Origin of the sequence: Agromyces atrinae, assembly GCF_013407835.1 — a bacterium.
Classification (GTDB): domain Bacteria; phylum Actinomycetota; class Actinomycetes; order Actinomycetales; family Microbacteriaceae; genus Agromyces; species Agromyces atrinae.
Map to the genome: position 1 here is coordinate 413,139 of NZ_JACCBI010000001.1, position 26,813 is coordinate 439,951.

At 68.5% G+C, this 26,813-nt stretch carries 29 protein-coding genes; 26 read left to right on the forward strand and 3 right to left on the reverse strand.

The window, feature by feature from the left end:
- Window positions 1-13: 13 nt before the first annotated feature.
- From pdxS to BJ972_RS02050, 12 genes are all read left to right on the forward strand, one after another.
- Window positions 14-916 (forward strand): pyridoxal 5'-phosphate synthase lyase subunit PdxS, encoded by a 903-nt coding sequence (gene pdxS, locus BJ972_RS01995; RefSeq protein WP_129174936.1) that lies wholly within the window; start codon window positions 14-16, stop codon window positions 914-916.
- The gene (gene pdxT / locus BJ972_RS02000) at window positions 913-1,548 is read left to right on the forward strand and encodes a pyridoxal 5'-phosphate synthase glutaminase subunit PdxT (protein WP_129174938.1); all 636 of its coding nucleotides are present in this window, start codon (window positions 913-915) and stop codon (window positions 1,546-1,548) included. Before pdxS ends, pdxT begins: the two co-directional genes overlap by 4 nt.
- Complete coding sequence (locus BJ972_RS02005) at window positions 1,545-2,066, forward strand: DUF1697 domain-containing protein (protein ID WP_164989933.1); 522 nt, start codon at window positions 1,545-1,547, stop codon at window positions 2,064-2,066. Before pdxT ends, BJ972_RS02005 begins: the two co-directional genes overlap by 4 nt.
- Before the next feature lie 59 nt (window positions 2,067-2,125).
- Entirely contained in the window at window positions 2,126-2,884 is a 759-nt protein-coding gene (locus BJ972_RS02010; RefSeq protein WP_129174940.1) for a YebC/PmpR family DNA-binding transcriptional regulator, read from the forward strand.
- A gap of 22 nt (window positions 2,885-2,906) precedes the next feature.
- A complete protein-coding gene (gene ruvC, locus BJ972_RS02015) occupies window positions 2,907-3,491 on the forward strand; it encodes a crossover junction endodeoxyribonuclease RuvC (protein WP_179419964.1) in 585 nt (194 codons plus the stop codon).
- Window positions 3,488-4,105 (forward strand): Holliday junction branch migration protein RuvA, encoded by a 618-nt coding sequence (ruvA, locus tag BJ972_RS17065; protein ID WP_129174944.1) that lies wholly within the window; start codon window positions 3,488-3,490, stop codon window positions 4,103-4,105. Before ruvC ends, ruvA begins: the two co-directional genes overlap by 4 nt.
- Window positions 4,102-5,145 carry a Holliday junction branch migration DNA helicase RuvB gene (gene ruvB / locus BJ972_RS02025; protein ID WP_129174946.1) on the forward strand — a complete coding sequence of 348 codons (1,044 nt, stop codon included), beginning with the start codon at window positions 4,102-4,104 and terminating at the stop codon, window positions 5,143-5,145. The genes ruvA and ruvB overlap by 4 nt, the downstream gene beginning before the upstream one ends.
- A gap of 76 nt (window positions 5,146-5,221) precedes the next feature.
- Window positions 5,222-5,611 (forward strand): preprotein translocase subunit YajC, encoded by a 390-nt coding sequence (gene yajC / locus BJ972_RS02030; RefSeq protein WP_129174948.1) that lies wholly within the window; start codon window positions 5,222-5,224, stop codon window positions 5,609-5,611.
- Window positions 5,612-5,682: 71 nt separating this feature from the next.
- Window positions 5,683-7,437, forward strand: coding sequence for a protein translocase subunit SecD (gene secD, locus BJ972_RS02035; RefSeq protein ID WP_241830809.1), 1,755 nt, complete (start codon window positions 5,683-5,685; stop codon window positions 7,435-7,437).
- Window positions 7,437-8,450, forward strand: coding sequence for a protein translocase subunit SecF (secF, locus tag BJ972_RS02040; protein WP_129174950.1), 1,014 nt, complete (start codon window positions 7,437-7,439; stop codon window positions 8,448-8,450). Before secD ends, secF begins: the two co-directional genes overlap by 1 nt.
- Complete coding sequence (locus BJ972_RS02045; RefSeq protein WP_129174952.1) at window positions 8,447-8,800, forward strand: rhodanese-like domain-containing protein; 354 nt, start codon at window positions 8,447-8,449, stop codon at window positions 8,798-8,800. Before secF ends, BJ972_RS02045 begins: the two co-directional genes overlap by 4 nt.
- 19 nt (window positions 8,801-8,819) lie before the next feature.
- Window positions 8,820-11,066: a RelA/SpoT family protein gene (locus tag BJ972_RS02050; protein ID WP_129174954.1), complete on the forward strand. Its 2,247-nt coding sequence runs from the start codon at window positions 8,820-8,822 to the stop codon at window positions 11,064-11,066.
- Here BJ972_RS02050 and BJ972_RS02055 read toward each other — a convergent pair.
- The 3 genes from BJ972_RS02055 to BJ972_RS02065 form a co-directional block, all read right to left on the reverse strand.
- Window positions 11,045-11,623, reverse strand: a complete 579-nt coding sequence (locus BJ972_RS02055) for a hypothetical protein (RefSeq protein WP_129174956.1) — start codon at window positions 11,621-11,623, stop codon at window positions 11,045-11,047. The genes BJ972_RS02050 and BJ972_RS02055 overlap by 22 nt on opposite strands.
- A gap of 78 nt (window positions 11,624-11,701) precedes the next feature.
- Complete coding sequence (locus tag BJ972_RS02060; protein WP_129174958.1) at window positions 11,702-12,934, reverse strand: DUF349 domain-containing protein; 1,233 nt, start codon at window positions 12,932-12,934, stop codon at window positions 11,702-11,704.
- Window positions 12,935-13,010: 76 nt separating this feature from the next.
- Window positions 13,011-13,793 carry a peptidylprolyl isomerase gene (locus BJ972_RS02065; protein ID WP_129174960.1) on the reverse strand — a complete coding sequence of 261 codons (783 nt, stop codon included), beginning with the start codon at window positions 13,791-13,793 and terminating at the stop codon, window positions 13,011-13,013.
- Between the two features lie 94 nt (window positions 13,794-13,887).
- Between BJ972_RS02065 and BJ972_RS02070 the strand changes: the two genes are divergently transcribed.
- From BJ972_RS02070 to BJ972_RS02135, 14 genes are all read left to right on the forward strand, one after another.
- A complete protein-coding gene (locus tag BJ972_RS02070; RefSeq protein WP_129174962.1) occupies window positions 13,888-15,297 on the forward strand; it encodes a replication-associated recombination protein A in 1,410 nt (469 codons plus the stop codon).
- 206 nt (window positions 15,298-15,503) lie between these two features.
- Window positions 15,504-16,133, forward strand: a complete 630-nt coding sequence (rpsD, locus tag BJ972_RS02075; protein ID WP_129174964.1) for a 30S ribosomal protein S4 — start codon at window positions 15,504-15,506, stop codon at window positions 16,131-16,133.
- Between the two features lie 114 nt (window positions 16,134-16,247).
- Window positions 16,248-16,430 (forward strand): hypothetical protein, encoded by a 183-nt coding sequence (locus BJ972_RS02080; protein WP_129174966.1) that lies wholly within the window; start codon window positions 16,248-16,250, stop codon window positions 16,428-16,430.
- A gap of 40 nt (window positions 16,431-16,470) precedes the next feature.
- A complete protein-coding gene (alaS, locus tag BJ972_RS02085) occupies window positions 16,471-19,128 on the forward strand; it encodes an alanine--tRNA ligase (RefSeq protein WP_129174968.1) in 2,658 nt (885 codons plus the stop codon).
- On the forward strand, window positions 19,128-19,598 hold the full coding sequence (gene ruvX, locus BJ972_RS02090) for a Holliday junction resolvase RuvX (protein ID WP_129174970.1): 471 nt from the start codon (window positions 19,128-19,130) through the stop codon (window positions 19,596-19,598). The genes alaS and ruvX overlap by 1 nt, the downstream gene beginning before the upstream one ends.
- Before the next feature lie 3 nt (window positions 19,599-19,601).
- Window positions 19,602-20,951: an endolytic transglycosylase MltG gene (gene mltG / locus BJ972_RS02095; RefSeq protein WP_241830810.1), complete on the forward strand. Its 1,350-nt coding sequence runs from the start codon at window positions 19,602-19,604 to the stop codon at window positions 20,949-20,951.
- Window positions 20,944-21,780: a shikimate dehydrogenase gene (locus BJ972_RS02100; protein WP_129174972.1), complete on the forward strand. Its 837-nt coding sequence runs from the start codon at window positions 20,944-20,946 to the stop codon at window positions 21,778-21,780. Before mltG ends, BJ972_RS02100 begins: the two co-directional genes overlap by 8 nt.
- A 52-nt stretch (window positions 21,781-21,832) precedes the next feature.
- A complete protein-coding gene (aroC, locus tag BJ972_RS02105) occupies window positions 21,833-23,038 on the forward strand; it encodes a chorismate synthase (RefSeq protein WP_129174974.1) in 1,206 nt (401 codons plus the stop codon).
- A complete protein-coding gene (locus BJ972_RS02110) occupies window positions 23,025-23,546 on the forward strand; it encodes a shikimate kinase (protein WP_179419910.1) in 522 nt (173 codons plus the stop codon). Before aroC ends, BJ972_RS02110 begins: the two co-directional genes overlap by 14 nt.
- Window positions 23,543-24,616 carry a 3-dehydroquinate synthase gene (gene aroB / locus BJ972_RS02115; protein ID WP_129174976.1) on the forward strand — a complete coding sequence of 358 codons (1,074 nt, stop codon included), beginning with the start codon at window positions 23,543-23,545 and terminating at the stop codon, window positions 24,614-24,616. Before BJ972_RS02110 ends, aroB begins: the two co-directional genes overlap by 4 nt.
- 23 nt (window positions 24,617-24,639) lie before the next feature.
- Window positions 24,640-25,083 carry a type II 3-dehydroquinate dehydratase gene (aroQ, locus tag BJ972_RS02120; RefSeq protein WP_129174978.1) on the forward strand — a complete coding sequence of 148 codons (444 nt, stop codon included), beginning with the start codon at window positions 24,640-24,642 and terminating at the stop codon, window positions 25,081-25,083.
- A 52-nt stretch (window positions 25,084-25,135) separates the two neighbouring features.
- Complete coding sequence (efp, locus tag BJ972_RS02125) at window positions 25,136-25,699, forward strand: elongation factor P (protein ID WP_129174980.1); 564 nt, start codon at window positions 25,136-25,138, stop codon at window positions 25,697-25,699.
- Complete coding sequence (nusB, locus tag BJ972_RS02130) at window positions 25,699-26,112, forward strand: transcription antitermination factor NusB (protein ID WP_129174982.1); 414 nt, start codon at window positions 25,699-25,701, stop codon at window positions 26,110-26,112. Before efp ends, nusB begins: the two co-directional genes overlap by 1 nt.
- A gap of 3 nt (window positions 26,113-26,115) precedes the next feature.
- Entirely contained in the window at window positions 26,116-26,808 is a 693-nt protein-coding gene (locus tag BJ972_RS02135; protein WP_129174984.1) for a DsbA family protein, read from the forward strand.
- Window positions 26,809-26,813: the final 5 nt, after the last annotated feature.

The following is a 26,813-nucleotide window of genomic DNA, read 5'->3' on the forward strand; positions in this document are numbered from 1 at the left end:
TAGGATCAAAGGCATGACGGAAAGCAACTCCAGCGAACAGTTCGGTTCGAGCCGCGTCAAGCGCGGTCTCGCTGAGATGCTGAAGGGTGGCGTCATCATGGACGTCGTCACTCCCGAGCAGGCCCGCATCGCCGAGGACGCCGGTGCGATCGCCGTCATGGCTCTCGAGCGAGTCCCCGCCGACATCCGCGCGCAGGGCGGCGTCGCTCGCATGAGCGACCCCGACCTCATCGAGGCGATCATCGCCGAGGTCTCGATCCCCGTCATGGCGAAGGCCCGCATCGGTCACTTCGTCGAGGCCCAGGTCCTCCAGGCGCTCGACGTCGACTACATCGACGAGTCCGAGGTGCTCTCGCCCGCCGACTACGTCAACCACATCGACAAGTGGCCCTTCACCGTGCCGTTCGTCTGCGGTGCGACCAACCTCGGCGAGGCGCTCCGCCGCATCACCGAGGGTGCCGCGATGATCCGCTCGAAGGGTGAGGCCGGAACGGGCGACGTCTCCGAGGCGACGAAGCACATCCGCACGATCAGCGCCGAGATCAACCGACTGAAGTCGCTCACGCGTGACGAGCTGTACGTCGCCGCGAAGGACCTGCAGGCTCCCTACGAGCTCGTCCTCGAGGTCGCCGAGACCGGCAAGCTCCCCGTCGTGCTCTTCACCGCCGGTGGCGTCGCCACCCCCGCGGATGCCGCGATGATGATGCAGCTCGGAGCAGACGGCGTCTTCGTCGGCTCGGGCATCTTTAAGTCGGGCAACCCCGAGGAGCGCGCGGCCGCGATCGTCAAGGCCGTGGCCTTCTACGACGACCCGAAGGTCATCGCCGAGGTCTCGCGCGGTCTCGGAGAGGCCATGGTCGGCATCAACGTCGGCGACCTCCCCGCTCCGCACCGACTCGCCGAGCGCGGGTGGTGACGACCCTCCACGAGGCATCCGCCGCGTCGGGAGGAACAGGCCCGCGCGTCGGGATCCTCGCCCTCCAGGGTGATTTCCGCGAGCACGCGCGCGTGCTGTCGCAGCTCGGAGCGCGTGTCGACCTCGTCCGTCGGCCCGCCGAACTGGCTGCCGTCGACGGTCTCGTGATCCCGGGCGGCGAGTCGAGCGTCATGGACAAGCTGGCCCGCATGTTCGGCCTCGCCGAACCGCTGCGCGAGGCGATCGCGGGTGGCCTGCCCGTCTACGGAACGTGCGCGGGGCTCATCATGCTCGCCGACACGGTCCTCGACGGGATCGCGGGCCAGCAGTCGCTCGGCGGCCTCGACGTCGCGGTGCGACGGAACGCCTTCGGCTCGCAGAACCAGTCGTTCGAGACCGACATCGACGTGCCCGTCCTCGGTGAGCCGCCGGTCCACGCGGTCTTCATCCGCGGCCCGGTCGTCGAGTCGGTGGGGGAGTCGGCGACGGCTCTCGCGCGCCTCGAGGACGGCCGAGTGGTCGCCGTCGAGCAGGGGAACCTGCTCGGCACGAGCTTCCACCCCGAGATCACCGGCGAGCACCGATTCCACTCCTATTTCCTCGACAAGGTGACCGCTACACTCGCCGCATGACCGACTACATCGCCCTGCTGCGCGGGGTCAACGTGGGCGGCATCACCGTGCGTTCCGCCGAGCTGAAGTCCGTCTTCGAGGCGCTCGGCTTCACTGGAGTGCGCACCGTCCTCGCGAGCGGCAACGTGGTCTTCACCGCCGAGGGGCGACCGGCGGCGATCAAGCGAACGATCGAAGCGGCTCTCGAGGAGCGCTTCGGATACGACGCCTGGATCGTGCTCGTCGATCGCGAGCGGTTGGTGCAGGTCATCGACGGCTTCCCCTTCGATGCGACTCGCGAGGGCTGGCATCCGTACGTGCTCTTCGCCTCCGACGAGGCGGCGCTCGACGATATCCAGTCGAGCGCGGGCGAGCTCGATGCGGCCGACGACGTCATCGCGCGCGGGGGAGACGTGCTCTACTGGCACAACCGCCGCGACGTCGGCATCTCGAGCCCGTTCGCGAAGATCGTCGCGAAAGCGCGCTTCCGAACCGTGACGACGAACCGCAATCTCCGGACCCTGCAGAAGCTGCTCTGACGCGCGAGGCGTCGGCCCGGTGCATCGATGCGCGAGCCGTCCCCGGTAGAATCGTCGGCATGTCAGGTCATTCCAAGTGGGCGACGACGAAGCACAAGAAGGCGATCATCGACAGCCGCCGTGCCAAGTCGTTCGCGAAGCTCATCAAGAACATCGAAGTCGCCGCGAAGATGGGCGGTGCCGATCTCGCAGGAAATCCGACCCTCGTCGACGCCATCCAGAAGGCGAAGAAGACGTCGGTCCCGAACGACAACATCGACCGTGCCGTCAAGCGCGGCGCCGGACTCACCGGTGAGTCGGTCGAGTACACGACCATCATGTACGAGGGCTACGCGCCGAACGGTGTCGCCCTCCTCATCGAGTGTCTGACCGACAACAAGAACCGCGCCGCTGCGGAGGTCCGCACGGCGATGACGCGCAACGGCGGAACGATGGCCGACCCGGGCAGCGTCGCCTACAACTTCGCCCGCAAGGGCCTCATCGTCGTCGGCCACTCCGACGGTCTCACGGAGGACGACATCCTCGGCGCCGTCCTCGACGCGGGGGCCGAAGAGGTCACCGACGAGGGCGAGACGTTCGAGATCCTCACCGAGCCCACCGATCTCGTCCCCGCGCGCACGGCGCTGCAGGCGGCGGGCATCGACTACGACTCGGCGGATGTCGCATTCGTGCCGTCGCTCAAGATCGAGGTCGACGCCGAGACCGCCCGCAAGGTGCTCCGTCTCATCGAAGCGCTCGAAGACTCCGACGACGTGCAGAACATCTACTCGAACTTCGATCTGACGCCCGAGGCGCAGGCCGAGCTCGAAGCAGAGTAGCGAGCGGATGCCGCGCGGAGTCGTGCGGGTCCTCGGCATCGACCCCGGGCTCACCCGCTGCGGAGTCGGCATCGTCGACGTCTCGCCCGATCGCACCGCGCGGCTCGTCGACGTCATCGTGCTGAGATCGGCTCCCGACCTCGCGATCGAGAAGCGGCTCGCGCGCATCGCCGACGGCATCGAGGCGATCCTCGAGGAGCATCGTCCGCAGGCCGTCGCGCTCGAGCGGGTGTTCGCGCGGAGCGATGTCTCGACGATCATGGGCACAGCCCAGATCTCGGGTGTCGCGATGCTCCTCGCCGCTCGCCGCGCTCTACCGGTCGCCCTCCACACGCCGAGTGAGGTGAAGGCCGCCATCACGGGTTACGGGCGCGCCGACAAGAAGCAGGTGGGCGCCATGGTCGCTCGCATCCTCGGTCTCGACGACGTGCCGAAGCCCGCGGACGCGGCCGATGCGCTCGCCCTCGCGATCTGTCACGCCTGGCGCTCGGGGGGAGCAACCTCGCCGGACGGTGACGACGCGGGCCTCACTCCGGCGCAGAAGGCGTGGCGCGCCGCCGAGCGTGCGTCGACCGTGTCAGGGGCCGCCCGTAGGCTGAAGAGGTGATCTCCTCCCTGCGTGGCACCGTGCTCAGTGCGGTCGGTACGACCGTCGTCGTCGAAGTGGGCGGCGTCGGGTTCTCCGTCGCCGTGACCCCGGCTCTCGCTCTCGGTACGCGCGTGGGCGACGAGTTGCGCCTGCACACGACCCTCATCGTGCGCGAAGACGCGATGTCGCTCTTCGGCTTCGCGACGCAGGAGGAGCTCGACGTGTTCGAGCTCCTGATCGCCGTGACGGGTGTCGGCCCGAAGTCGGCGCTCGGCGTCCTCTCCGTGCTCTCGCCGAGCGATGTCGCTCGCGCCGTGTCGACCGACGACGACGCCGCCTTCCGCAAGGTGAGCGGCATCGGCCCGAAGACGGCGAAGCTCATCACCCTGTCGCTCGCCGGCAAGATCATCGTCACCGAGCCGACGGCGCAGCACCCGGCGGCCGTGGCGACGAGTGTGACCGACAGCGTCCTCGCCGCCCTCGTCGGCCTCGGCTGGTCCGAGCGCGTCGCCGCGCAGGCCGTCGACGAGACGGTCGTCGTCGCGAGCGACGCCGAGCTCTCGAGCGTGCCGGTGCTGCTCCGCCTCGCACTCGCGCACCTCGGCCCCGCGCAGAAGACCGGCCGCTCGTGAGCGACGCCGACATCGACCTCACGAACCCCGATCTCGCCTCCGAAGCCGAGCTCGCCTTCGAGGGCGCCCTCCGCCCGCGATCGCTCAGCGAGTTCGTCGGCCAGGCGCGCGTCCGCGGTCAGATGCAGCTGCTGCTCACGGCCGCGGCGATGCAGCAGCGCACGCCCGACCACATCCTTCTCGCGGGCCCGCCCGGTCTCGGCAAGACGACCCTCGCGATGATCGTCGCGCACGAGAGCGGCCGACCGCTTCGTATGTCGAGCGGCCCCGCCATCCAGCACGCGGGCGACCTCGCCGCCATCCTCAGCTCGCTCGTTCCCGGCGAGGTGCTCTTCATCGACGAGATCCACCGCATGGCTCGATCGGCCGAAGAGATGCTCTACCTGGCGATGGAGGACTTCCGCATCGACATCATGGTGGGCAAGGGCGCCGGCGCGACGTCGGTACCGCTCGACCTGTCGCCGTTCACCCTCGTGGGGGCGACGACGCGAGCGGGCCTCCTTCCGAATCCGCTGCGCGATCGCTTCGGGTTCACCGCCCACCTCGAGTTCTATGCCGAGTCCGAGCTGCAGCAGGTCCTCACGCGAGCGGCGCGCATGATGGGCTTCGATGTCGACGCCGAGGCCATCGACGAGATCGCGGGCCGCTGCCGGGGCACACCTCGCATCGCCAATCGGCTCCTCCGACGCGTTCGGGACTACGCGCTCGTGCACGGCGGCGGAGACGGCACCCACGCCGACCTCGGCTCGGTGAAGGCGGCGCTCGAGCTCTACGACGTCGATCCCCTCGGTCTCGATCGACTCGACCGCGCCGTCATGCAGATCATCCTCACTCGATTCGGCGGGGGGCCCGTCGGGCTCAACACCCTCGCCGTCTCGGTCGGAGAAGAGGCAGAGACCATCGAGGCGGTCGTCGAACCGTTCCTCGTCCGGATCGGCTTGATCACCCGTACCCCGCGGGGTCGCGTCGCCACGAGAGAGGCCTGGGAGCACTTCGGACTCAGCTCGCCCTCGGCGGAGGCCCAATTAGATGGCCTATAATCCACAGGGGCCTGAGGCCCTAAACCGCACCTGACTTGGTTGCGGAACTCCCGCACCACTTGAGAGGTACCTTCCCATGCCGTTCGGACCCTTCGAAATCGTCATGCTCGCCGTTCTGGCGCTCCTGATCTTCTTCATGTTCCGTAACTCCCGCAAGCGGCAGGCCCAGGCCCGCGAACTCCAGTCGCAGGTCGTCGCTGGAGCCGAGGTCATGACGAACTTCGGCGTCTACGGCACGATCCTCTCGATCGACGACGAAGAGAACAAGGTTCTCCTCGAGACCGTTCCCGGTACGATCCTCACGGTGCACCGCCAGACCATTGCGCGCGTCGTCACCCCCACCGAGTTCGAGGAAGCCGAAGAGGCTGCCGGCGTCACCGCGGCAACCGACTCCGACCCCGAGTTCGGTGAGCGGCTTGCCGCTGACAGCGACTCGACCCCCGAGTCCAAGAAGTCGGACGACTAAACAACTCCCCTCTCCGCTCTGCGCGCGACGCCCTGTGGCGTCGCGCGCCCGCGCACAGAAAGCTGGTATCGGTGGCTCAGTCGAAGCGGTCTTCGCAGCCGACCACGGTCCGGAAGGCATGGCGTTCGCTCTCGTGGCTCGGCGTCATCATCGTCGGACTATTCGCGATCAACGCCGCCGGCGTCATCTGGGGTGGGGGGTCATGGACCCCGAAGCTCGCGCTCGACCTCGAGGGCGGAACGCAGATCATCCTCGCTCCCCAGCTCGAATCGGGCCAGACGGTCACCCAGGACCAGCTCGACCAGGCGGTGTCGATCATCCGTCAGCGTGTCGACTCGTCGGGTGTCTCCGAGGCCGAGATCAACACTCAGGGTCAGAACGTCGTCGTCGCGATCCCCGGCGCTCTCGATGACGAGACGCGTCAGCGAATCGAGTCGTCGGCGAAGCTCGAGCTTCGCCCCGTGCTCGCCGCGAGCGCCGCGACCGATGCTTCGGCGTCGCCGACCGATCCCGCTGCGACCGATGACCCCGCCGCCGAGGAGCCCTCGACGACTCCCACCGCCGAGCCGACCGACGGCAGCGATCCGTCCTGGATCACGCCGGCCGTGCAGGAGCAGTTCGACTCGTTCTCGTGCGCATCGCTGAACGATGCGGAGACGAGCGCCGCTCCGGCCGACGAGCCCCTCGTCACCTGCGACAACACGGGTACGGTCAAGTACATCCTCGGACCGGTCGAGGTGAGCGGCGAGAACATCGTCGACGCCACGAACGGCATGGGTGCGACGCAGACCGGTGCTTCGACGGGCCAGTGGGTCGTCAACCTCCGCTTCGACGACAAGGGCACGGAAGACTTCGGCAAGGTCAGCACGCGCCTCTTCGGTCTGAAGGCCGAACCGCCGCGCGACCAGTTCGCCTTCGTGCTCGACGGCCAGGTGCTCTCCGCGCCGTCGATGAACGGAATCATCACCGACGGTCGCCCGTCGATCTCGGGCAACTTCACGCAGGAGTCGTCGAAGGCCCTCGCCGATCAGCTGAAGTTCGGTGCTCTGCCGATCAGCTTCACGGTGCAGAGCAACGAGACCATCACGGCGACGCTCGGTGGGTCGCAGCTGCAGAGCGGTCTCATCGCCGGTCTCATCGGTCTGATCCTCGTCGTGATCTACACGCTCTTCCAGTACCGATTGCTCGGCCTCGTGACGATCGCATCGCTCGTCGTGGCGGCGGTGATCACCTACCTGGTGATCACGATCATGTCGTGGCGCGAGGGCTACCGTCTGTCGCTCGCCGGTATCGCGGGTCTCATCGTGGCCATCGGTTTCACCGCCGACTCGTTCATCGTCTACTTCGAACGCGTGAGAGACGAGTTGCGCGACGGCCGCAGTCTGACCGGTGCCGTGGAGGCCGGCTGGAAGCGAGCACTCCGCACCATCCTCGCCTCGAAGGCGACGAACCTCCTCGCGGCGATCGTGCTCTTCATCCTCGCCGTCGGAAACGTCAAGGGCTTCGCGTTCACCCTCGGAATCACGACCGTGATCGACGTCATCATCGTCATCATGTTCACGCACCCGATGCTGCAACTGCTCGCTCAGACGAAGTTCTTCTCCAGCGGTCATTCCGCTTCGGGCCTCGACCCGACAGCTCTCGGCGCCGTCTATCGCGGCCGAGCGGAGTTCCGCGCACCGACCGGTGTCACGGGCAAGAAGGGCGCCGCGAGTGCCAAGGAGGCGCAGAAGCGTCAGACCATCGCCGAACGCAAGGCGGCAGAACTCGCGGGAGTCGGTTCGACCGCCCCGAAAGCCGGTAGCGGCGAAGGGAAGGCAGACTGATGGCCTCGAGGCTCACCACCTTCGGTAACGACCTCTACACCGGTAAGAAGTCGTTCGCGTTCGTCGGCAAGCGGCGTATCTGGTACACCGTCGCGATCGTGCTCGCCGGCATCTCGCTCGTCGTGCCGCTCGTCAACGGGTTCAACTTCGGCATCGAGTTCCGCGGCGGATCCCAGTTCCAGATCACGAACGTCGAAGAGCCGTCGCAGGACGCCGCCATCGAGGCCGTCCACACGGTCGTGCCGAACGCCGTCGTGCGAGCGACCATCGTCGGTTCCAGCGGCATCCGCGTCCAGACCGACCAGCTCGCCGACAGCGAGAGCCGCGAGGTCTCTGCCGCTCTGTCGGAGGGGCTCGGCGTGCCCGAGACCGAGATCGCGTCGTCGTTCATCGGCCCGAGCTGGGGTGCGGATGTCACACGCCAGGCGCTCTTCGGCCTCATCGCCTTCCTCGGCCTCGCCGCCATCGGTATGGCGCTCTACTTCCGCACGTGGAAGATGTCGGCTGCGGCCCTCATCGCGTTGCTCGGCGACCTCGTGGTCACGGCCGGCGTCTACGCAGTGTCGGGCTTCGAGATCACTCCCGCTGCAATGATCGGAATCCTGACGATCCTGTCGTACTCGCTGTACGACACCGTCGTGGTCTTCGACAAGGTGCGTGAGAACACGGCACAGGACGGCTCGGAGTCGAGGCGGACCTTCGCGGAATCGGTGAACCTCGCGGTCAACCAGACGCTCGTCCGCTCGATCAACACGAGTGTCGTGGCAGCCCTGCCGGTCGCGGCGATCCTCGTGATCGGTTCGGTCGTGCTCGGTGCCGACACGCTGCGCGACATCTCGCTCGCCCTCCTCATCGGCATCCTCGTCGGAACGTGGTCGACCGTGTTCGTCGCGGCTCCGCTCTACTCGCAGATGCGCGAGGGCGAGCCCGAGATCCGACGCCACGACGCGAAGGTCCTGAAGGACCGCGAACTCGCCGGCCCCGCGAACACCCCCGCGGTGGCGAACGCATGACCCACGACGCCGCGCCCCTCTCCGAACCGGGAGCCGATGTCTCCGTCGCGGAGGCGAACGCCGCCGTCGAGGCGGGCGCGGTGTGGCTCCTCGACGTGCGCGAGCAGTCGGAGTGGGATGCGGGGCACGCCGTCGGCGCGCACCACATCCCGCTCGGCTCACTCGGCGCCCGTCAGGACGAGCTTCCCGCCGACGCCGACATCTTCGTCGTCTGTCACGTGGGCGGCCGTTCGCGCATGGCCGTCGACGCGCTCGTCGGCGCCGAGTACCGTGCGTGGAACGTTGCAGGCGGAATGGTCGCCTGGGAGGCCGCTGGTGCGCCGACCACCTCCGCGAGGGTCGATAATTGACGAACGGAGGTGGTGAGCGATGACTGAGACGACGTCAGCGTCTACCGCCTCGCTGCGCCGCCTCGTGCCGCGCATCTTCTCGAAGGCTCAGCCGTCCGGTGCGGTCGACACCCTGCTCCGCACGGTGCGCATGCATCACCCGAAGGCCGATCTGACGGTCGTCGAACGCGCGTATTCGACCGCCGAGCGTGCCCACCGTGGTCAGAACCGACGCAGCGGCGAGCCCTACATCACGCACCCCATCGCGGTCGCTCAGATCCTCGCCGACCTCGGCATCGGTTCGAAAACGGTCGCGGCGGCCCTGCTGCACGACACCGTCGAAGACACCGAGTACACGATCGAGCAGCTGCGCGCCGACTTCGGTGATGAAGTCGCCATGCTCGTCGACGGCGTCACGAAGCTCGACAAGGTCAAGTACGGCGACTCGACCCAGGCCGAGACCGTCCGCAAGATGATCGTGGCGATGTCGAAGGACATCCGCGTGCTCATCATCAAGCTCGCCGACCGTCTGCACAACGCCCGCACGTGGGGGTTCGTGCCCGCCGAGTCCGCTGCTCGCAAGGCGAGCGAGACCCTCGAGATCTACGCTCCGCTCGCGCATCGACTCGGAATCCAGGCGATCAAGTGGGAGCTCGAAGACCTCTCGTTCGCCGTGCTGCACCCGAAGCTCTACGCCGAGATCGAGAGCCTCGTGCGCCAGCGCACGCCGCAGCGTGAAGAGTTCGTGCAGAGCGTCATCGACATGGTCGGCGACGACCTCAAGTCGGCCAAGATCCGCGGCAAGGTCATGGGCCGGCCGAAGCAGTACTACTCGATCTATCAGAAGATGATCGTGCGAGGTCGCGAGTTCGACGAGATCTACGACCTCGTCGGCATCCGTGTGCTCGTCAACTCGGTGCGCGATTGCTACGCGGTGCTCGGATCGATCCACGCGCGATGGAATCCGCTGCCCGGCCGCTTCAAGGACTACATCGCGACGCCGAAGTTCAATCTGTACCAGTCGCTGCACACGACGGTCATCGGCCCGCAGGGACGTGCCGTCGAGATCCAGATCCGCACCCACGACATGCACCAGCGTGCCGAGTACGGTGTCGCCGCGCACTGGAAGTACAAAGAGCGCGTCAATGGCGGCAAGGCGACCGCCACACAGGCCGACGCCGACATGGCGTGGATCGCCCACATCTCCGACTGGCAGGCCGAGACGAGCGACCCGGGGGAGTTCCTCGACTCGCTCCGCTTCGAGATCGGTGCCAAAGAGGTCTACGTCTTCACCCCGAAGGGCCGCGTCATCGGCCTGCCGGCGGGTGCGACGCCCGTCGACTTCGCCTACGCCGTGCACACCGAGGTCGGCCACCGCACCATGGGTGCGAAGGTCAACGGCCGGCTCGTCCCGCTCGAGAGCGAGTTGCAGTCGGGCGACGTCGTCGAGGTGTTCACCTCGAAGAACCCCGACTCGGGGCCGAGCCAGGACTGGCTGGGGTTCGTCAAGAGCCCCCGCGCGCGCAACAAGATCCGTCAGTGGTTCACGAAGGAACGTCGCGACGAGGCCATCGAACAGGGCCGCGACGCCATCGCCCGTGCGATGCGCAAGCAGAACCTCCCGCTCCAGAAGCTCATGAGCCAGGAGTCGTTCGCCGAGGTCGCCTCGCTCCTCAAGTACGACGACGTCTCGTCGCTCTACGCCGCCGTCGGCGAAGGCCACGTGTCGACGCAGTCCGTGCTCGAGAAGGTCGTCGCTCTCGTGAGCGAGGTCGACGAGACCGACGACGCCGACGTCCAGATCGCGACGCGCGCCCGGTCGATCAGCCGCAACAGCGACTCGGGCGTGCTCGTCCGCGGTGCCCCCGACATCCTCGTGAAGCTCGCCCGCTGCTGCACCCCCGTGCCGGGCGACAAGATCGTGGGGTTCATCACGCGCGGTTCGGGCGTGTCGGTGCACCAGTCGACGTGTCACAACGTCACCTCGCTCATGCGCGAGCCCGAGCGGATGATCGACGTCGAGTGGGCTCCGAGCTCGAAGAGCCTCTTCCTGGTTCAGATCCAGATCGAAGCGCTCGATCGCGCCGGGCTGCTCTCCGACGTGACCCGCGTGCTGTCGGAGCACCACGTCAACATCCTCTCGGCCAACGTCTCGACCTCGAACGATCGCCTCGCACTCAGCCGCTTCGTCTTCGAGATGGGCGACACGACGCACCTCGATCGCGTGCTCAACGCCGTCCGGCGCATCGACGCGGTGTACGACGTCTACCGCGTCAGCGACGGCTGAGCCGCGACGAGCATTCGGGCCGCACTCAGCCGTCGGCGCCCCCTCTTCTTGTGGGGGAGCCGGTCGTAGGCGATGAGGGCGTCGTCGACGTCGTCGATGTCGATGAGTTCGTTCCTCCGCAATCCGACGAGGGCCGCGACGGCGATCGAATCGGACACACCGCCGTCGAGGCACAGGTCGAACGCGGTGCGCGGGGCGGTCGTCACGGTGACGCCCCCGAGGACCACGGCATCGTCGTCGGCGAGGATCACCTCGCGAACGCTCGCCTCAGAGGTCACGAGCGCCGTCGAGCGCTGATCGACGCGTCGGCACAGGGTGACGGTGGGCGGCTCCGCGCAGGCGCCGAGCACCCAGGCCGCGGAGAGCCGGTCGACGATGAGTCGGCCCGAGCTGAGGGCGACGGGTGCGAGCGATCGTGCCCGGAGCGAGCGCTCGTCGTGGGCGTCGAACGGCGCGAAGCCCCGGCCGATCGCTATGAGGTCGCCGTCGATGCGCGCGGCGTGCAGTTCGGCGAGGGGAAGATCGTCGGTGTCGAGGATGACGGGGAGACGCGACATCCCCCCATCGTTGTCGATGGGGGGATGTCTGCGTCGTACGGAAGCGCGGTCTGTGGAGAGCCGCACCCTGTGGATGATCTAGCCGGCGATCGCCTTCAGCCACGCCTTGCGTGCGGCGAGGGCTTCCTCGGCCTCGGCGATCGCGCGGGCGTCGCCCTGCTTCTTCGCGGCGTCGAGGTCGTCCTGGAGCTTCGCGATGGCGTCTTCGAGCTGCCCGGCGAGACCCTCGGAGCGGGCCTTCTTCTCGGGGTCTTCGCGCACCCAACGGTCATCCTCGAGCGAGCGCACGTGCGTCTCGACCTTGCGGAGGCGGTCCTCGACCACACGCACCTGGTCGCGGGGGACCTTGCCGATCTCGTCCCAGCGGCGCTGGACGCCCGCGAGAGCGGTGCGCGCCTTGTCGACGTTCTTCTCGGCGAGGAGCTTCTCGGCGTCGACGAGGACGGCGAGCTTCAGCTCGAGGTTCGCGCTGTACTCGGCGTTCTCCTCGGCCGCGATCTCGGCCTTGGCGGAGTAGAGCACGTCACCGGCGGCCTTGAAACGCTCCCACAGAGCGTCATCCTGCTTCTTGCCGGCGCGCCCCGCACGCTTCCAGTCGTCGAGCAGCTGGCGGTAGGCGGGAACGCCGTCGCCGCCACGGGGCGCGAGCGCCTCGGCCTGCTCGATGAGCTGCTGCTTGCGGTTGCGCACGTCGCGGTGAGCCGAATCGAGCTCGGCGTAGAACGCCTTGCGGTGCTGCTCGAGAGTCGTGCGAGCCGCGCGGAACCGCTTCCAGAGCTCGTTGGCCTCACCCTTCGGGATGCGCGGCCCGTCGTGCTGGTGCGACTGCCACCGCGCGAAGAGGGCATCGAGCTCGGTCGTCGTCTGCTTCCACTGCGTCTTCGCGGGATCCTGCGCCGCGAGGGCCTCGGCCGCTTCGACGATCGCCGTCCGCTCGACGACGGCGGCCTCGGAGGCTGCCTTGTCTTCGGCGTTCTGCTGCTCGGTGAGTTCGTTCACCGTGCCGGAGAGCGCGCCGAGTCGCGTCTGCAGGGCCTCGAGGTCGCCGAGGGCGTTCGCCGTCGCGACCGTCGCGGTCAGCGCCGAGACGGCCTTCGCGATGTCGGGCGCCGGGGCGCCACGCCGGGCCCGCTGCTCGAGCAGGGTCACCTGGCCCGCGAGATCGGTGTACTTGCGCTCGAAGTAGGCGATGGCCTCTTCGGGCGTTCCGTCGGGGTACTGCCCTACGGCGCGTTCGCCGTCGCCTTCGCGTACGAAGACGGTGCCGGTCTCATCGACTCGACCCCAGGGGTGCTGTTCAGAAAAAGCCACGCGCCTCACCTTGTCGCATCCACGTCGCAGTCCGCTGCGACTCTGGCACTTAGCCTATTGCACCCGGCGGGCGCTGTTACTGGATCGTGAACCCGGTGATCGTGACGGGCACCGTCGGGGCACCGTCGGTCTGCCCGCCGGCGACTCCCTCGGACACGACGCCCTCGATCAGCTCGTCGAGTCCGCTCGTGACCCGTCCGATGACCGTGTAGGCGTCGTCGGCCGTGCCGATGGTCGAGTCCTCGTAGACGATGAAGAACTGGCTGCCGTGGCTGTACGGGTCGGCGGCGCGTGCCATCGCGATGGTGCCCGCGGGGTAGAGGGCGTCGGCCGGAGCGTTCTCGACGGGGCCGTAGGTGTAGCCCGGGCCGCCCGTGCCGTCGCCCGCCGGGTCGCCGCACTGCAGCACGAAGATGCCGGCGGTCGTCAGGCGGTGGCACGACAGGTCGTCGTAGAAGCCGGCCTGCACGAGCGAGATCTCGGAGGCGACGGCCTGCGGTGCCGCTGCTCCGTCGAGCTCGATGCTGAGGGGGATGTCGTTGAGCGTGAGCGTTCCCGTCCACGTGCGGTTCTCGGCGAGGTCAGGCGACGGCACGTCGCCGGAGTTCTGTCCCTCGGCGGGAGCCGTCGGGGTCGGCGTCGCCGTGGGGGAGGGCACGGGTTCCGGTGTGCCGGGTCCGCCCGAGAAGTAGGAGAGCTGCAGCGCGATGAGCAGAGCCGTCACGACCACGAAGACGGCGGCGACGACGATGTTGTCGCGCTTGCGTCGATTTACGGTGCGCTCGTGAGCGGCCTGTCGTGCTTGATACGCCCGAAGTCGGGTTCGCGCTTCACGGTCCTGCTTGTCGTTGGCTACCACGTGCACTCCTGTCGCTGCTGGCCGAGAAGAACTCTACCGGCGTACGCAGACCGAGCGGCTCCGTGTGTCGGAGGGGCGATCTACGCTGGGGAGCATGGCTTATTCCGGTACGGGACTCCGTCAGGGTTCGACGCCCCTCGCAGTGCGCATGCGGCCGTCGAGCCTCGACGAGGTCGCCGGCCAACGGCATCTGCTGACCCCGGGCTCGCCGCTCGTGGCTCTCGCGAGTGACGCGAGCGGAGAGAGCGGGTCGGTCTCCGTCATCCTCTGGGGTCCGCCCGGCACGGGCAAGACGACTCTCGCGCAAGCCATCGCCCGCTCGTCGGGTCGCAAGTTCGTCGAACTCTCCGCCGTCACGGCCGGCGTGCGCGACGTGCGCCAGGTGATGGAAGAGGCGCAGAGCTCGCGCGATCTCTACGGTGTGTCGACCGTCCTCTTCCTCGACGAGATCCATCGCTTCACGAAGGCTCAGCAGGACGCACTTCTCCCCGGGGTCGAGAACGGATGGGTCATCCTCGTCGCAGCGACGACCGAGAATCCGTCGTTCTCGGTCATCTCCCCGCTCCTGTCGCGCTCGTTGCTCCTCACCCTGGAACTCCTGAGCGACGACGATCTCGAGATCCTCGTCGATCGCGCGGTCGTCGATCCGCGTGGCCTGGCCGGTCGCTTCGAGCTCGAGACCGAGGCGCGCGAGGCGATCGTGCGTCTCGCGTCCGGTGACGCGCGCCGCGCTCTCACCGCGCTCGAAGCCGCATCGGTCTCGGCGTCGTCGTATGCGGAGTCCGCAGCGACGAGCGCCGAGAGCGATGAGGACGACGACGAGGACGACGAGGATGACGCGGTCGAGGCGCCGGCGAAGGCGAAGCCCGTCATCACAGCCGACATCGTCGCGCAGGCCGTCGACCGCGCGCTGCTCCGCTACGACCGCAACGGTGACGAGCACTACGACGTCATCAGTGCGTTCATCAAGTCGGTGCGCGGAAGCGACGTCGATGCGGCTCTGCACTACCTCGCACGCATGATCGAGGCCGGCGAGGACGCGCGGTTCATCGCTCGACGGATCATCGTGCTCGCCTCGGAAGACATCGGTATGGCCGACCCGACGGGGCTGCAGGTCGCCGTCGCCGCGGCCGATGCCGTGCAGCTCATCGGAATGCCCGAGGGGCGCATCCCCCTCGCGCAGGCCGTCGTCCATCTCGCAACGGCACCGAAGTCGAACGCCGCCTACCTCGGCATCGACCGGGCCATCGCCGACGTGCGGGCGGGCAAGGCGGGCCGGGTGCCGAAGCACTTGCGCGACGCGCACTACGCCGGCGCCAAGAAGCTCGGCCACGGCAAGGGCTACGTGTACCCCCACGACGACCCCATCGGTGTGTCGCGGCAGGAGTATTTGCCCGACGAGCTCCGCGGATCGACCTACTACCACCCCACCGAACACGGCAACGAGCGCGACGTGAGCGCCCGACTCGCCAAGATCCGGCGTATCGTGCGCGGCGAATCCTGAACGAGCGCTCGGCGTCGCACGATTTCCCGATGGTGCGTGGTAGCCTGTTCCTCGGCCTGAAGCCGGATTCACGCGTGCGGCTGCGCGGAACCACGGCGGGAGGGAACGACCTGTAGCCGGTTGTCCCGCGGCGAACCCCTCTGACTTCCCATCGGTGCGCGCGCGTGCCGATGATCTTCGTTCGAGAACATCTTTGAAAGGAAACCGTGTCTACCAAGTCACGTACCCGTAGCAAGACCCGCCTGTCGCGGTCGCTCGGTATCGCCCTCACCCCGAAGGCTGCTCGTTACCTCGAGAAGCGTCCCTACGCTCCGGGTGAGCACGGCCGCACCAAGCGCAAGGCAGACTCCGACTACGCGATCCGTCTGCGCGAGAAGCAGCGTCTGCGCGCCCAGTACGGCATCCGCGAGAAGCAGCTCCGCATCGCGTTCAACGAGGCCCGTCGCACCGACGGCCTGACCGGTGAGAACCTCGTCGAGCTGCTCGAGATGCGTCTCGACGCCCTCGTGCTCCGTGCCGGCTTCGCCCGCACGATCTCGCAGGCCCGCCAGTTCGTCGTGCACCGTCACATCCTCGTCGACGGCCAGCTCGTCGACCGCCCCTCGTTCCGCGTGAAGCCGGGTCAGCTCGTTCACGTCAAGGAGCGCAGCGAAGGCACCGAGCCGTTCCAGGTCGCAGCAGCCGGCGGTCACGTCGACGTGCTCCCCAAGGTTCCGAGCTACCTCGAGGTCGAGATCGACAAGCTGCAGGCTCGTCTCGTGCGTCGCCCCAAGCGCGCCGAGGTGCCCGTCACGTGTGACGTCCAGCTCGTCGTCGAGTACTACGCCGCTCGATAGAGCGAGTGTTCGACAGAAGGGGTCGCGGTTCGCCGCGGCCCCTTCTTCGTGCTCGATAGACTGGTCAGCGGTGCGTGTTCGCGCATCGATCCTCCGGCACTGAGGGAGCGGTACATGAAGAGCGTTCTGTGGCTGACGATCGGCGTCGTCGCCGGTTTCGTCATCGCGCACCAGGTGAACCAGACCACCGAAGGTCGTCGGTTCTTCGCGAACGTCGATCGCAAGGCCCGCGATTTCACCGAGGCCGTCTCCGAGGGCTACCACGCGCGCGAGGCCGAGCTTCGCGACGCGCGCTGATCTCCTTCTCGCTCTCCACCTGATCGAACCGAACGGAAACATGCAGACTGCCGACATCCGCCAGCGCTGGCTCGACTACTTCGGAACGCGCGGTCACACCGTCGTTCCCTCTGCGTCTCTCGTCAGCGATGACCCGACGCTCCTCTTCACGGTCGCCGGCATGGTTCCCTTCGTGCCGTACCTGACGGGTGTCGTGCCTGCTCCGTACCCCCGGGCCACGAGCGTGCAGAAGTGCATCAGGACGAACGACATTGAAGAGGTCGGCCACACGCCGCGCCACGGCACGTTCTTCCAGATGAACGGCAACTTCTCGTTCGGCGACTACTTCAAGGAAGGCGCGATCGGCTTCGCGTGGGAGCTGCTGACGTCGTCCGAGTCCGACGGCGGTTACGGCTTCGACCCGAAGGACCTGTGGGTCACCGTCTACAAGGACGACGACGAGGCCATCGCGCTCTGGAAGAAGATCGCCGGTCTTCCTGACGAGCGCATCCAGCGTCTCGACGAGGACACCAACTACTGGTCGACCGGCCAGCCCGGCCCGGCCGGCCCCTGCTCCGAGATCTTCTTCGACCGCGGCCCGGCCTACGGCGCCGACGGGGGACCGGCGACCGATGACGATCGCTACGTCGAGATCTGGAACCTCGTCTTCATGCAGTACCTCATCGACGACGTGCGCTCGAAGACCGACTTCCGCATCGTCAGCGAACTGCCGCGGAAGAACATCGATACCGGCATGGGTCTCGAGCGCGTCGCGTTCCTCAAGCAGGGCGTCGACAACATGTACGAGATCGACCAGGTTCGCCCTGTGCTCGACCGTGCCGCAGAACTCTCGGGTCGCCGCTACGGCGCTGTCCACGAGGACGACGTCCGTATGCGCGTCGTCGCCGACCACGTGCGCTCCTCGCTCATGCTCATGAGCGACGGCGTCGCCCCGTCGAACGAGGGCCGCGGCTACATCCTGCGCCGCCTCCTCCGTCGGAGTGTCCGCGCCATGCGCCTCCTCGGCGTCGAGGAGGCCACGTTCCCCGTGCTCTTCCCCGCGTCGCGCGACGCGATGAAGTCGGCGTACCCCGAGGTCGAGGCCGATTACGCGCGCATCGCTCAGCTCGCGCACGCCGAGGAGGAGACCTTCCTCCGCACGCTCGCCGCGGGCACGACGATCCTCGACCTCGCCGTGACGAAGACGAAGGATGACGGCGCGGCCCAGATCCCCGGCGACACGGCGTTCCTCCTGCACGACACCTACGGCTTCCCGATCGAGCTCACGCTCGAGATGGCCGACGAGGCCGGACTCACCGTCGACCGCGGAGCGTTCGACTCGCTCATGACGGCTCAGCGCACGCGCGCCAAGACCGATGCGAAGTCGAAGAAGAAGGCTCTCGCCGACCTCTCGGTGTACGGCGAGTTCCGCGCGCTCGGCGAGACGATCTTCCACGGGTACACCGAGCTCCGAGCCGACTCGTCGGTCCTCGGCATCCTCGTCGACGGTCTCCCCGTCCCTGCTGCGCGCGCCGGTCAGACGGCCGAGGTCATCCTCGCCGAGACCGCGTTGTACGCGGAGTCGGGCGGTCAGGCTGCCGACAAGGGCACGATCGTCGGAGACGGCTTCGAGCTCGAGGTGCTCGATGTGCAGAAGCCCGTCAAGGGACTCATCAGCCACACCGTGAAGGTCACGAGCGGCGAGGTCGGCGTCGGCGTCCGCGCGACGACCCTCGTCGACGAGGACTACCGCCGCGGTGCCACGCAGGCGCACTCGGGCACGCACATCGTGCACGCGGCCCTCCGCGACGTGCTCGGCCCGACCGCTCACCAGTCGGGCTCGTTCAACCGTGCCGGCTACCTGCGCCTCGACTTCGGCTGGAACAAGGCGCTCTCGGCCGAGACGAAGAGCGAGATCGAGGAGATCTCGAACAACGCCGTGCGCGACAACCTCGCCGTGACGACGCGTGAGCTTCCCCTCGACGAGGCCAAGGCGCTCGGTGCGATGGCGCTCTTCGGTGAGAAGTACGGCGACGTCGTGCGCGTCGTCGACATCGGCGGTCCGTGGTCACGCGAGCTCTGTGCGGGTACGCACGTGTCGACGAGTGCCGAGATCGGCATGATCAACATCATCGGCGAATCGTCGGTCGGTTCGACGAACCGCCGTGTCGAGTCGCTCGTCGGCCGTGAGGCGTTCTCGCAGTTCGCCGCCGAGCGCGCGCTCGTCTCGCAGCTGACGTCGAACCTCAAGACTCCGCCCGACCAGCTCATCGATCGTGTGTCCGACCTCGTGTCGAGCCTCCGCACGGCCGAGAAGAAGATCGCGGCTTTCGAGGCGCGCGCGCTGAGCGATCGCGTTCCCGCCCTCGCCCAGAAGGCCGTGCGCACGGGAGCCGTGCTGCTCGTCGCCGAGGCGATCGGCGAACTCGCCTCCGCCGATGAGCTGCGTGCACTCGTCACGGGCGTGCGTGAGCGGCTCCAGGCGGAGTCGGCCGTCATCGTGCTCGCGGCGTCGGTCGGCGGCAAGCCCGTCGTCATCGCGGCGACGACACCCGGTGCTCGTGACGCCGGCGCGAAGGCCGGAGCGCTCGTGCGCGTCGCGGCCGGCGTGCTCGGCGGCGGCGGCGGTGGCAAGGACGACCTCGCCCAGGGCGGTGGAACGGATGTCGCGGCGCTGCCCGCCGCGCTCGATGCCGTGCGGAACGCGGTCTCCGGCTGATGCGGCAGGGAGTCCGACTGGGTGTCGACGTCGGTCGCGCTCGCGTCGGGCTCGCCCGCAGCGATCGTGACGGCCTGCTCGCGACGCCCGTCGAGACGGTCGCCCGCGACTTGAAGGGCTCGGCCGACGTCGATCACATCGTGGCGGTCGCGCGTGACCTCGAGGTGCTCGAGATCATCGTCGGCCTTCCGATCGCCCTGTCGGGCGCGCACACGGCGTCGACGCAGGACGCGCTCGAGTTCGCCGAACGGCTCGCCACCGCGATCGACACCCCTGTGCGGACGGTCGACGAACGCCTCTCGACGGTGTCCGCCCATGCCGCTCTGCGATCGGCGGGCCGTAAGACCAAGACCCATCGCTCGGTCATCGATCAGGTAGCCGCGGTTATCATTGTGCAGCACACCCTCGATGCCGAGCGTGCGACGGGCATCGCTCCGGGCGCGCTCCTCGACGCGAACGAAGGACTCTAAAACGTGTCATTGCCGCCGTCCTCCGGGCCGAACGACGAGTCGTCGCCGCGAGACGATCACTCGCTCGATTGGAACGCGATGATCGGCGGTGAGCCCCGAGCCGACACGTCGCCGGGCGCCGCAGCTCCGACGCCGGCCGCGGCACCGCAGCCCCAGAGCAGACGTGAGGCCCGGCAGGCCGCGCAGCGCACGCACGACCTCGACGAGCACCTGACGGCGGCACCCGTGAAGGGTGGTCGCAGCGCTCGACGCGCCGAGTTCGGCGTCGTCGAGGTCGAGACGAAGCCGAAGCGCGGTGCGTGGGGCTGTCTCATCGCCCTCCTCGTCGTCATCGGTCTCCTCGTCGCGGCGTTCTTCCTCGTGCAGGGACCGTTCAACGACTTCATGGCGCGATTCCAGCCGGCCGCCGACTACGAGGGATCGGGCACGGGCGAGGTGACCTTCATGATCACCGAGGGCGACACCGGCACGACGATCGCGACGGGTCTGCACGATCAGGGCATCACCGCGTCGTTCGACGCCTTCTACGACCTCGTCGTCGCGACCTCGCCGGCCCCCGTCTTCCACCCGGGCGCCTACACGATGGCCGAGAAGATGAGTTCGCGAGCAGCCCTCGACGCTCTGCTCGACCCCGCGAACCGACTCGAGAGCACGTTCGTCATCCCCGAGGGGACGGCGGCGCCCGAGGCGCTCGAGCGTGCGGCGGAGGGCACCGGCATCCCGCTCGCCGATCTGCAGGCCGCGGCCGCCGACTACGGCGCGTACGGGCTTCCCGCCGAGGCGACGGGTGTCGAGGGATTCCTCTTCCCCGCGACGTACACCTTCGACCCGGGCGCGACGGCGACGCAGGTCATCCAGACGATGGTCGATCGCACGTTCCAGGCGCTGACGTCGGCGGGCGTCGACCCGGCGAACTATTGGAACACGATCATCCTCGCCTCGATCGTGCAGCGCGAGGCCGGCTCCGACCAGAACGACTTCCCGAAGATCGCGCGCGTGTTCCAGAACCGACTCGACCAGGGCATGAACCTGCAGTCGGACGCGACCGTCGCCTACGGCACCGGCAACACGCACACCGTGTGGACGACCGACGAGGAGCGTGCCGACGCGTCGAACCTCTACAACACGTACGCGAACCCGGGCCTGCCCGTCGGCCCCATCGGCAACCCGGGCGACGTCGCGATCGCGGCGGCCCAGACGCCGGCCGACGGCCCCTGGCTCTTCTTCGTGCCGATCAACCTCGACACGGGCGAGACGGTCTTCTCCGAAACGGTCGATCAGCACGACGCCGCCGTGCAGCAGCTGCAGGACTGGTGCCGCGCGAGCGACGAGAACGCGGCCCGGTGTGAGTGAGCCGTCGGGCCGGAGGCTCGCCGTCCTCGGCTCGCCGATCGCCCACTCGAAGAGCCCGGCCCTGCACGCCGCCGCCTACCGGGTGCTCGGACTCGACTGGAGCTACGAGCGCATCGAGGTCGACGAGCGCGGTCTCGCCGACTTCCTCGATTCGCGGGATGACTCCTGGCGCGGATTCTCGCTCACGATGCCGTTGAAGGTACGCCTGCGGGAGCTCGCCGACGAGTCCGATCGGCTCGCGACCCTCAGCGAGGCCGCCAACACCCTCGTTTTCGACGGCGCCGAGCGACGTCGCGTCGTCTTCAACACCGACGTCGAGGGCATCGTTCGTGCACTCGCCGAGTCGGGTGTCGACCGAGCGGAGCGCGTCGTCGTGCTCGGCGGGGGAGCGACGGCGTCATCCGCTCTGCTCGCGAGCGCCGCCCTCGGTGCCGTGTCGGTGCAGATCGCCGTGCGCACACCCGCGAAGGCGACCGGGCTCGTGAAGCTCGGCTACGACGCCGGCATACCCGTCGACGTCGTGCCGTTCGATGCGGTCGCCGACGAGGCCGACCTCGTCATCGCGACGCTGCCGGGCGGCGCTCGGCTCGACGCCGACCTGCCGCTGTCGCTCGTCTCACGCTCGACCCTCTTCGACGTCGCCTACGATCCGTGGCCGAGTTCCCTCGCCGAGCGGTGGACGGATGCCGGCGGCCGCGCCATCTCGGGACTCGGCATGCTGCTGCACCAGGCGCTCGTCCAGGTGCGCATCTTCGTCGCGGGCGACCCCGCCGTGCCGCTCGCCGACGAGGAGCGCGTGCTGCAGGCGATGCGCGACGCGATCTCCTGACGACTCCGCAACACGGGCGGGCCGTCTCCGGCGCTGTGGGAGGATGGTGACCATGCTGCGTTGGCTCACTGCGGGTGAATCCCATGGTCCCGAACTCGTCGCCATTCTCGAAGGGCTCCCCGCCGGAGTTCCCGTGAGTCTCGACGGTGTCCGCGAGGACCTCGCGCGTCGGAAGCTCGGTTACGGGCGCGGCGCGCGCATGAAGTTCGAGCAGGACGAGCTCGCGATCTCGGGCGGCGTCCGTCACGGTCTCACCCTCGGAAGCCCGATCGCGCTGCGCGTCGGCAACACCGAGTGGCCGAAGTGGGCCGAGGTCATGAGCCCGGAGCCGCCCGCTGATTCCGAGCGCGTCGGCCGGGGCCGCGGTGCACCCCTGACGCGCCCGCGCCCGGGTCACGCCGACCTCGTCGGTATGCAGAAGTACGGCTTCGACGACGCGCGGCCCGTCCTCGAGCGCGCGAGCGCCCGTGAGACCGCAGCTCGTGTCGCCCTCGGTGCCGTCGCGCGCGCGTTCCTCGGCGAGCTCGGCATCCGTCTCGTCTCGCACACCCTCGCCGTCGGCACGGTGCGCTCGCCCGAGGGCAGCGCCCTTCCGGGGCCCGACGACGTCGCGCTGCTCGACGCCGACCCGCTGCGATGCTTCGACCCCGCCACGAGCGCGCTCATGGTCACCGAGGTCGACGGTGCGCACAAGGACGGCGATACGCTCGGCGGCGTCGTCGAGGTGCTCGCCTACGGTGTGCCCCCGGGTCTCGGCTCGCACGTGCACTGGGACCGCAGGCTCGATTCCCAGCTCGCCGGCGCGCTCATGGGCATCCAGGCGATCAAGGGGGTCGAGGTCGGCGACGGCTTCCTCACCACGACCCGACGCGGCTCGGCCGCTCACGACGAACTCGTGCTGGGCGACGGCGTCATCTCGCGCACGAGCGACCGTGCCGGCGGAACCGAGGGCGGCATGAGCACGGGCACCGTACTGCGCGTGCGCGCGGGCATGAAGCCCATCGCGACCGTTCCGCACTCGCTGCGCACCGTCGACGTCGCCTCGGGAGAGGCCGCTGCCGCCCACCACCAGCGTTCCGATGTCTGCGCCGTCCCGGCCGCGGGCGTCGTGGCCGAGGCGATGGTGGCGCTCACGCTCGCCAACGCCGTGCTCGAGAAGTTCGGTGGCGACTCGATCGTCGAGACGCGCCGCAACCTCGACTCGTACCTCGCGTCGATCCCCGTCGGACTGCACACGGCGGCCGATGTCGCTCGGTGATCGCGCGGCACTGCCGCTCGTCTTCATCGGACCGATGGCTGCGGGCAAGTCGAAGATCGGTCGTCGGGTCGCACGCGGCCTCGGCGTACCCTTCATCGACACCGACCAGCGCATCGTCGCCCAGCACGGACCGATCGAGCAGATCTTCACCCGCGACGGCGAGGAGCGCTTCCGCCAGATCGAGCGCGAGGTCGTCGCCGATGCACTCCGTGAGCAGGCGGTCGTGTCGCTCGGCGGCGGTGCCGTCCTCGACGTCGATACGCAGGCCGAGCTCGCCGGCGCATCCGTCGTCTACGTCACGGTGAGCGCCGCCGCGGTGGCCGAGCGGCTCGCGGGCACCGACCGGCCCCTCGTCGCCGGAGACGGCGTGGCGGCCTGGGAACGCATCTTCACGGCCCGTCGGCCGATCTACGAACGACTCGCCACTCTCACGATCGATTCGTCGAGGACGCCCATGATGCGTCTCGTCGACCACGTCGTCGCGTGGCACAAGGAGGAGCAACGATGAGCGACACGACCGAGATCCGCGTCGGCGGCGACGAGGGGTACCCGGTGCTCGTCGGGCACGGGGTGCTCGACTCGATCGGCGATCACCTGGGCGATGCGCGCAAGGTGCTCATCGTGCACACGCCGACGCTCGGGGCCAAGGCCGCCGCGCTTCGCGAGGCCCTGAGCGACCGCTTCGAGGCCCTGCTCGCCGAGGTCCCCGATGCCGAGGCCGCCAAGCGCGTCGAGGTGGCGGCGTTCTGCTGGCAGGTCATGGGGCAGGCCGACTTCACGCGCACGGATGCCGTCATCGGCTTCGGCGGCGGTGCCGTGACCGATCTCGCCGGCTTCGTCGCGGCGACGTGGTTGCGCGGAGTGCGACTCGTGCAGGTTCCGACGTCGGTGGCCGGCATGGTCGATGCGGCCGTCGGCGGCAAGACGGGCATCAACACGAACGAGGGCAAGAACCTCGTCGGCGCTTTCTACGCCCCCGCGGCCGTCATCTGCGACTTCGACACCCTCGACACCTTGCCGCGCAACGAGATCCTCGCGGGCTTCGCCGAGATCGTGAAGGCGGGCTTCATCTACTACCCCGAGATCCTCGACATCATCGAGGCGGATGTCGCGGTCGCGACCGATCCGTCGACGCCCGAGTTCCGTCGAGTCGTCGAACTCGCGATCGATATGAAGGCCCGCGTCGTGAGCGAGGACTTCACCGAGAAGGGGCTCCGCGAGATCCTCAACTACGGCCACACGCTCGGTCACGCGATCGAGCACGCCGAACGCTACCGCTGGCGGCACGGCGCGGCCGTCGCCGTCGGCATGGTGTTCGCCGCCGAGCTCAGCCGTCTCGCGGGCCGGCTCCCCGACGCCGTCGTCGACCGTCACCGCTCGATCCTCGAATCGTTGACGCTCCCGACCTCGTACCCGGCGGGCCGCTGGCCGACGCTCCTCGCGACGATGCAGCGCGACAAGAAGGCACGCGCGGGCGCTCTGCGCTTCATCGTGCTCGACGACCTCGCGCGCCCGACGGTGCTCCGCGCTCCCGATCAGTCGCTCCTCTTCGCGGCGTACCAGGAGACGGCCGAGTGAGCGCGTCTCGCTAGGCTGATTCCATGACGACGATCCTCGTGCTCTCGGGCCCCAACCTCGGTCGACTCGGCACCCGTGAGCCCGAGGTCTACGGCCACGCGACGCTCGCCGATCTCGAGGCGTCCCTCGCGTCATCCGCCGAGGCCGTCGGTGTCGACATCGACTTCCGGCAGACGGATGACGAGGGCGAGCTCATCCGCTGGCTGCACGCCGCCGTCGACGCTCGGACGCCCGTCGTCCTGAACCCCGCGGCGTTCACCCACTACAGCTACGGGTTGCGCGACGCGGCCGCGCTCGTCACGAGTGCCGGCCTCCCTCTCATCGAGGTGCACCTCTCGAACCCGCACAGCCGCGAGACGTTCCGTCACACGAGCGTCATCTCCGGTGTCGCGACCGGCGTGATCGCCGGATTCGGCGCGGACTCGTACCGACTCGCCGTCGAACAGGTCGTGCGGATCGTCGGGTAAACTCGTCGGGGCCCGTTCCGGGCCGCGAACTTTCCCAATCGAATGGATCACCATGGCTTCCACCGCTGACATCAAGAACGGCGTCGTGCTCTCGATCGACGGACAGCTCTGGAGCGTGATCGAGTTCCAGCACGTCAAGCCGGGCAAGGGTGGCGCGTTCGTCCGCACGAAGCTCAAGAACGTCGTGAGCGGCAAGGTCGTCGACCGTACGTACAACGCGGGCGCGAAGATCGATATCGAGAACGTCGACCGCCGCGACTACACGTACCTCTACAACGACGGCGACAGCTTCGTCTTCATGGACGCGACCGACTACGACCAGATCTCGGTCTCGTCGACGGTCGTCGGCGACGCCGCCAACTTCATGCTCGAGAACCAGTCGGTCACCGTCGCGCTCAACAACGGCAACCCGCTCTACGTCGAGCTCCCCGCGTCGGTCGTCCTCGAGATCACCTACACCGAGCCGGGCCTCCAGGGCGACCGCTCGACGGGTGGCACGAAGCCCGCGACGGTTCAGACGGGCTACGAGATCCAGGTGCCGCTGTTCCTCGAGACGGGCACCAAGGTCAAGGTCGACACCCGGACGGGCGACTACCTCGGCCGCGTGAACGACTAGTGTCGGCGCGCACGAAGGCGCGCAAGCGCGCCCTGGACATGCTGTACTCCGCCGACATGCGGCAGGTCGACGTCGAGCAGGTCCTCGTCGCCGAGGCCGAGCGTGCCGTCAGCGAGCCCGATCGGGCTGCCTCGTGGCTCTACGCGCGCGAGATCGTCGACGGCATCGTCGATCACCGCTACGAGATCGATGAGCTCATCGAGACCCACTCCCACGGGTGGACGCTCGATCGCATGCCGGCCGTCGACCGTGCACTCGTGCGCATCGGCGTGTGGGAGATCGTCTTCAACGACGCCGTCCCCGACGCCGTCGCCATCTCCGAAGCGGTGGAGGCGGCGACCGTCCTCTCCACCGATGACTCCGCGGGTTTCGTGAACGGACTTCTCGCGGCGATCTCCAACGCGAAAGGCTGACCCGTGCGCCGACCCCTCACGCGGACGACCGCTGTACTCGCCCTCGCCCTGACGGCGACGTTCGCCCTCTCTGCGTGCTCCCCGTTCGGCGGGGCCGCTCCGGCACCCACTCCGACCGTCGCGCTCCCGACGGGCACGTCGGGCGCCGCCGACTTCGATGCCTTCTCGCTCGTGGTCGGCAACGGCTCGACCCCGGTCTCGGTGTACCTCGACCCCGCGTGCCCCCACTGCGCGAGCCTCGAAGACGCCGCAGGCGAGACCCTCGCCGAGCTCGCGACGACGGGCGACATCCGGTACTCGATCCACCCGCTCACGTTCATGGATCGCAACTCCGACTCGATGTATTCGTCGCGAGCCGCTTCCGCGATGACGTGCGTCGCCGTCGAAGCGTCGTCGAGCCTCACCGACTTCGTCGCTGCCGTGTTCGAGAACCAGTCGAGCCAGCTCGACGACGCCGGTCTCGCCGAGCTCGCCGACGGAGTCGGAGCCTCGGCCGCTGCCGACTGCATCGCCGATCAGACGTACGTCGCGTGGGCGCAAGCCGGCACGGCTGCGGCCCTGACCGGGCCGATCGCCGATGCCGAGATCGAGAAGGTCCAGGGCACACCGACGATCCTCGTGAGCGGACGCCCCTACGAGGGCGACATCACCGACGTCGATGAGATCCGCGACTTCATCGCGTCGGACGGTCGCTGAGCGGG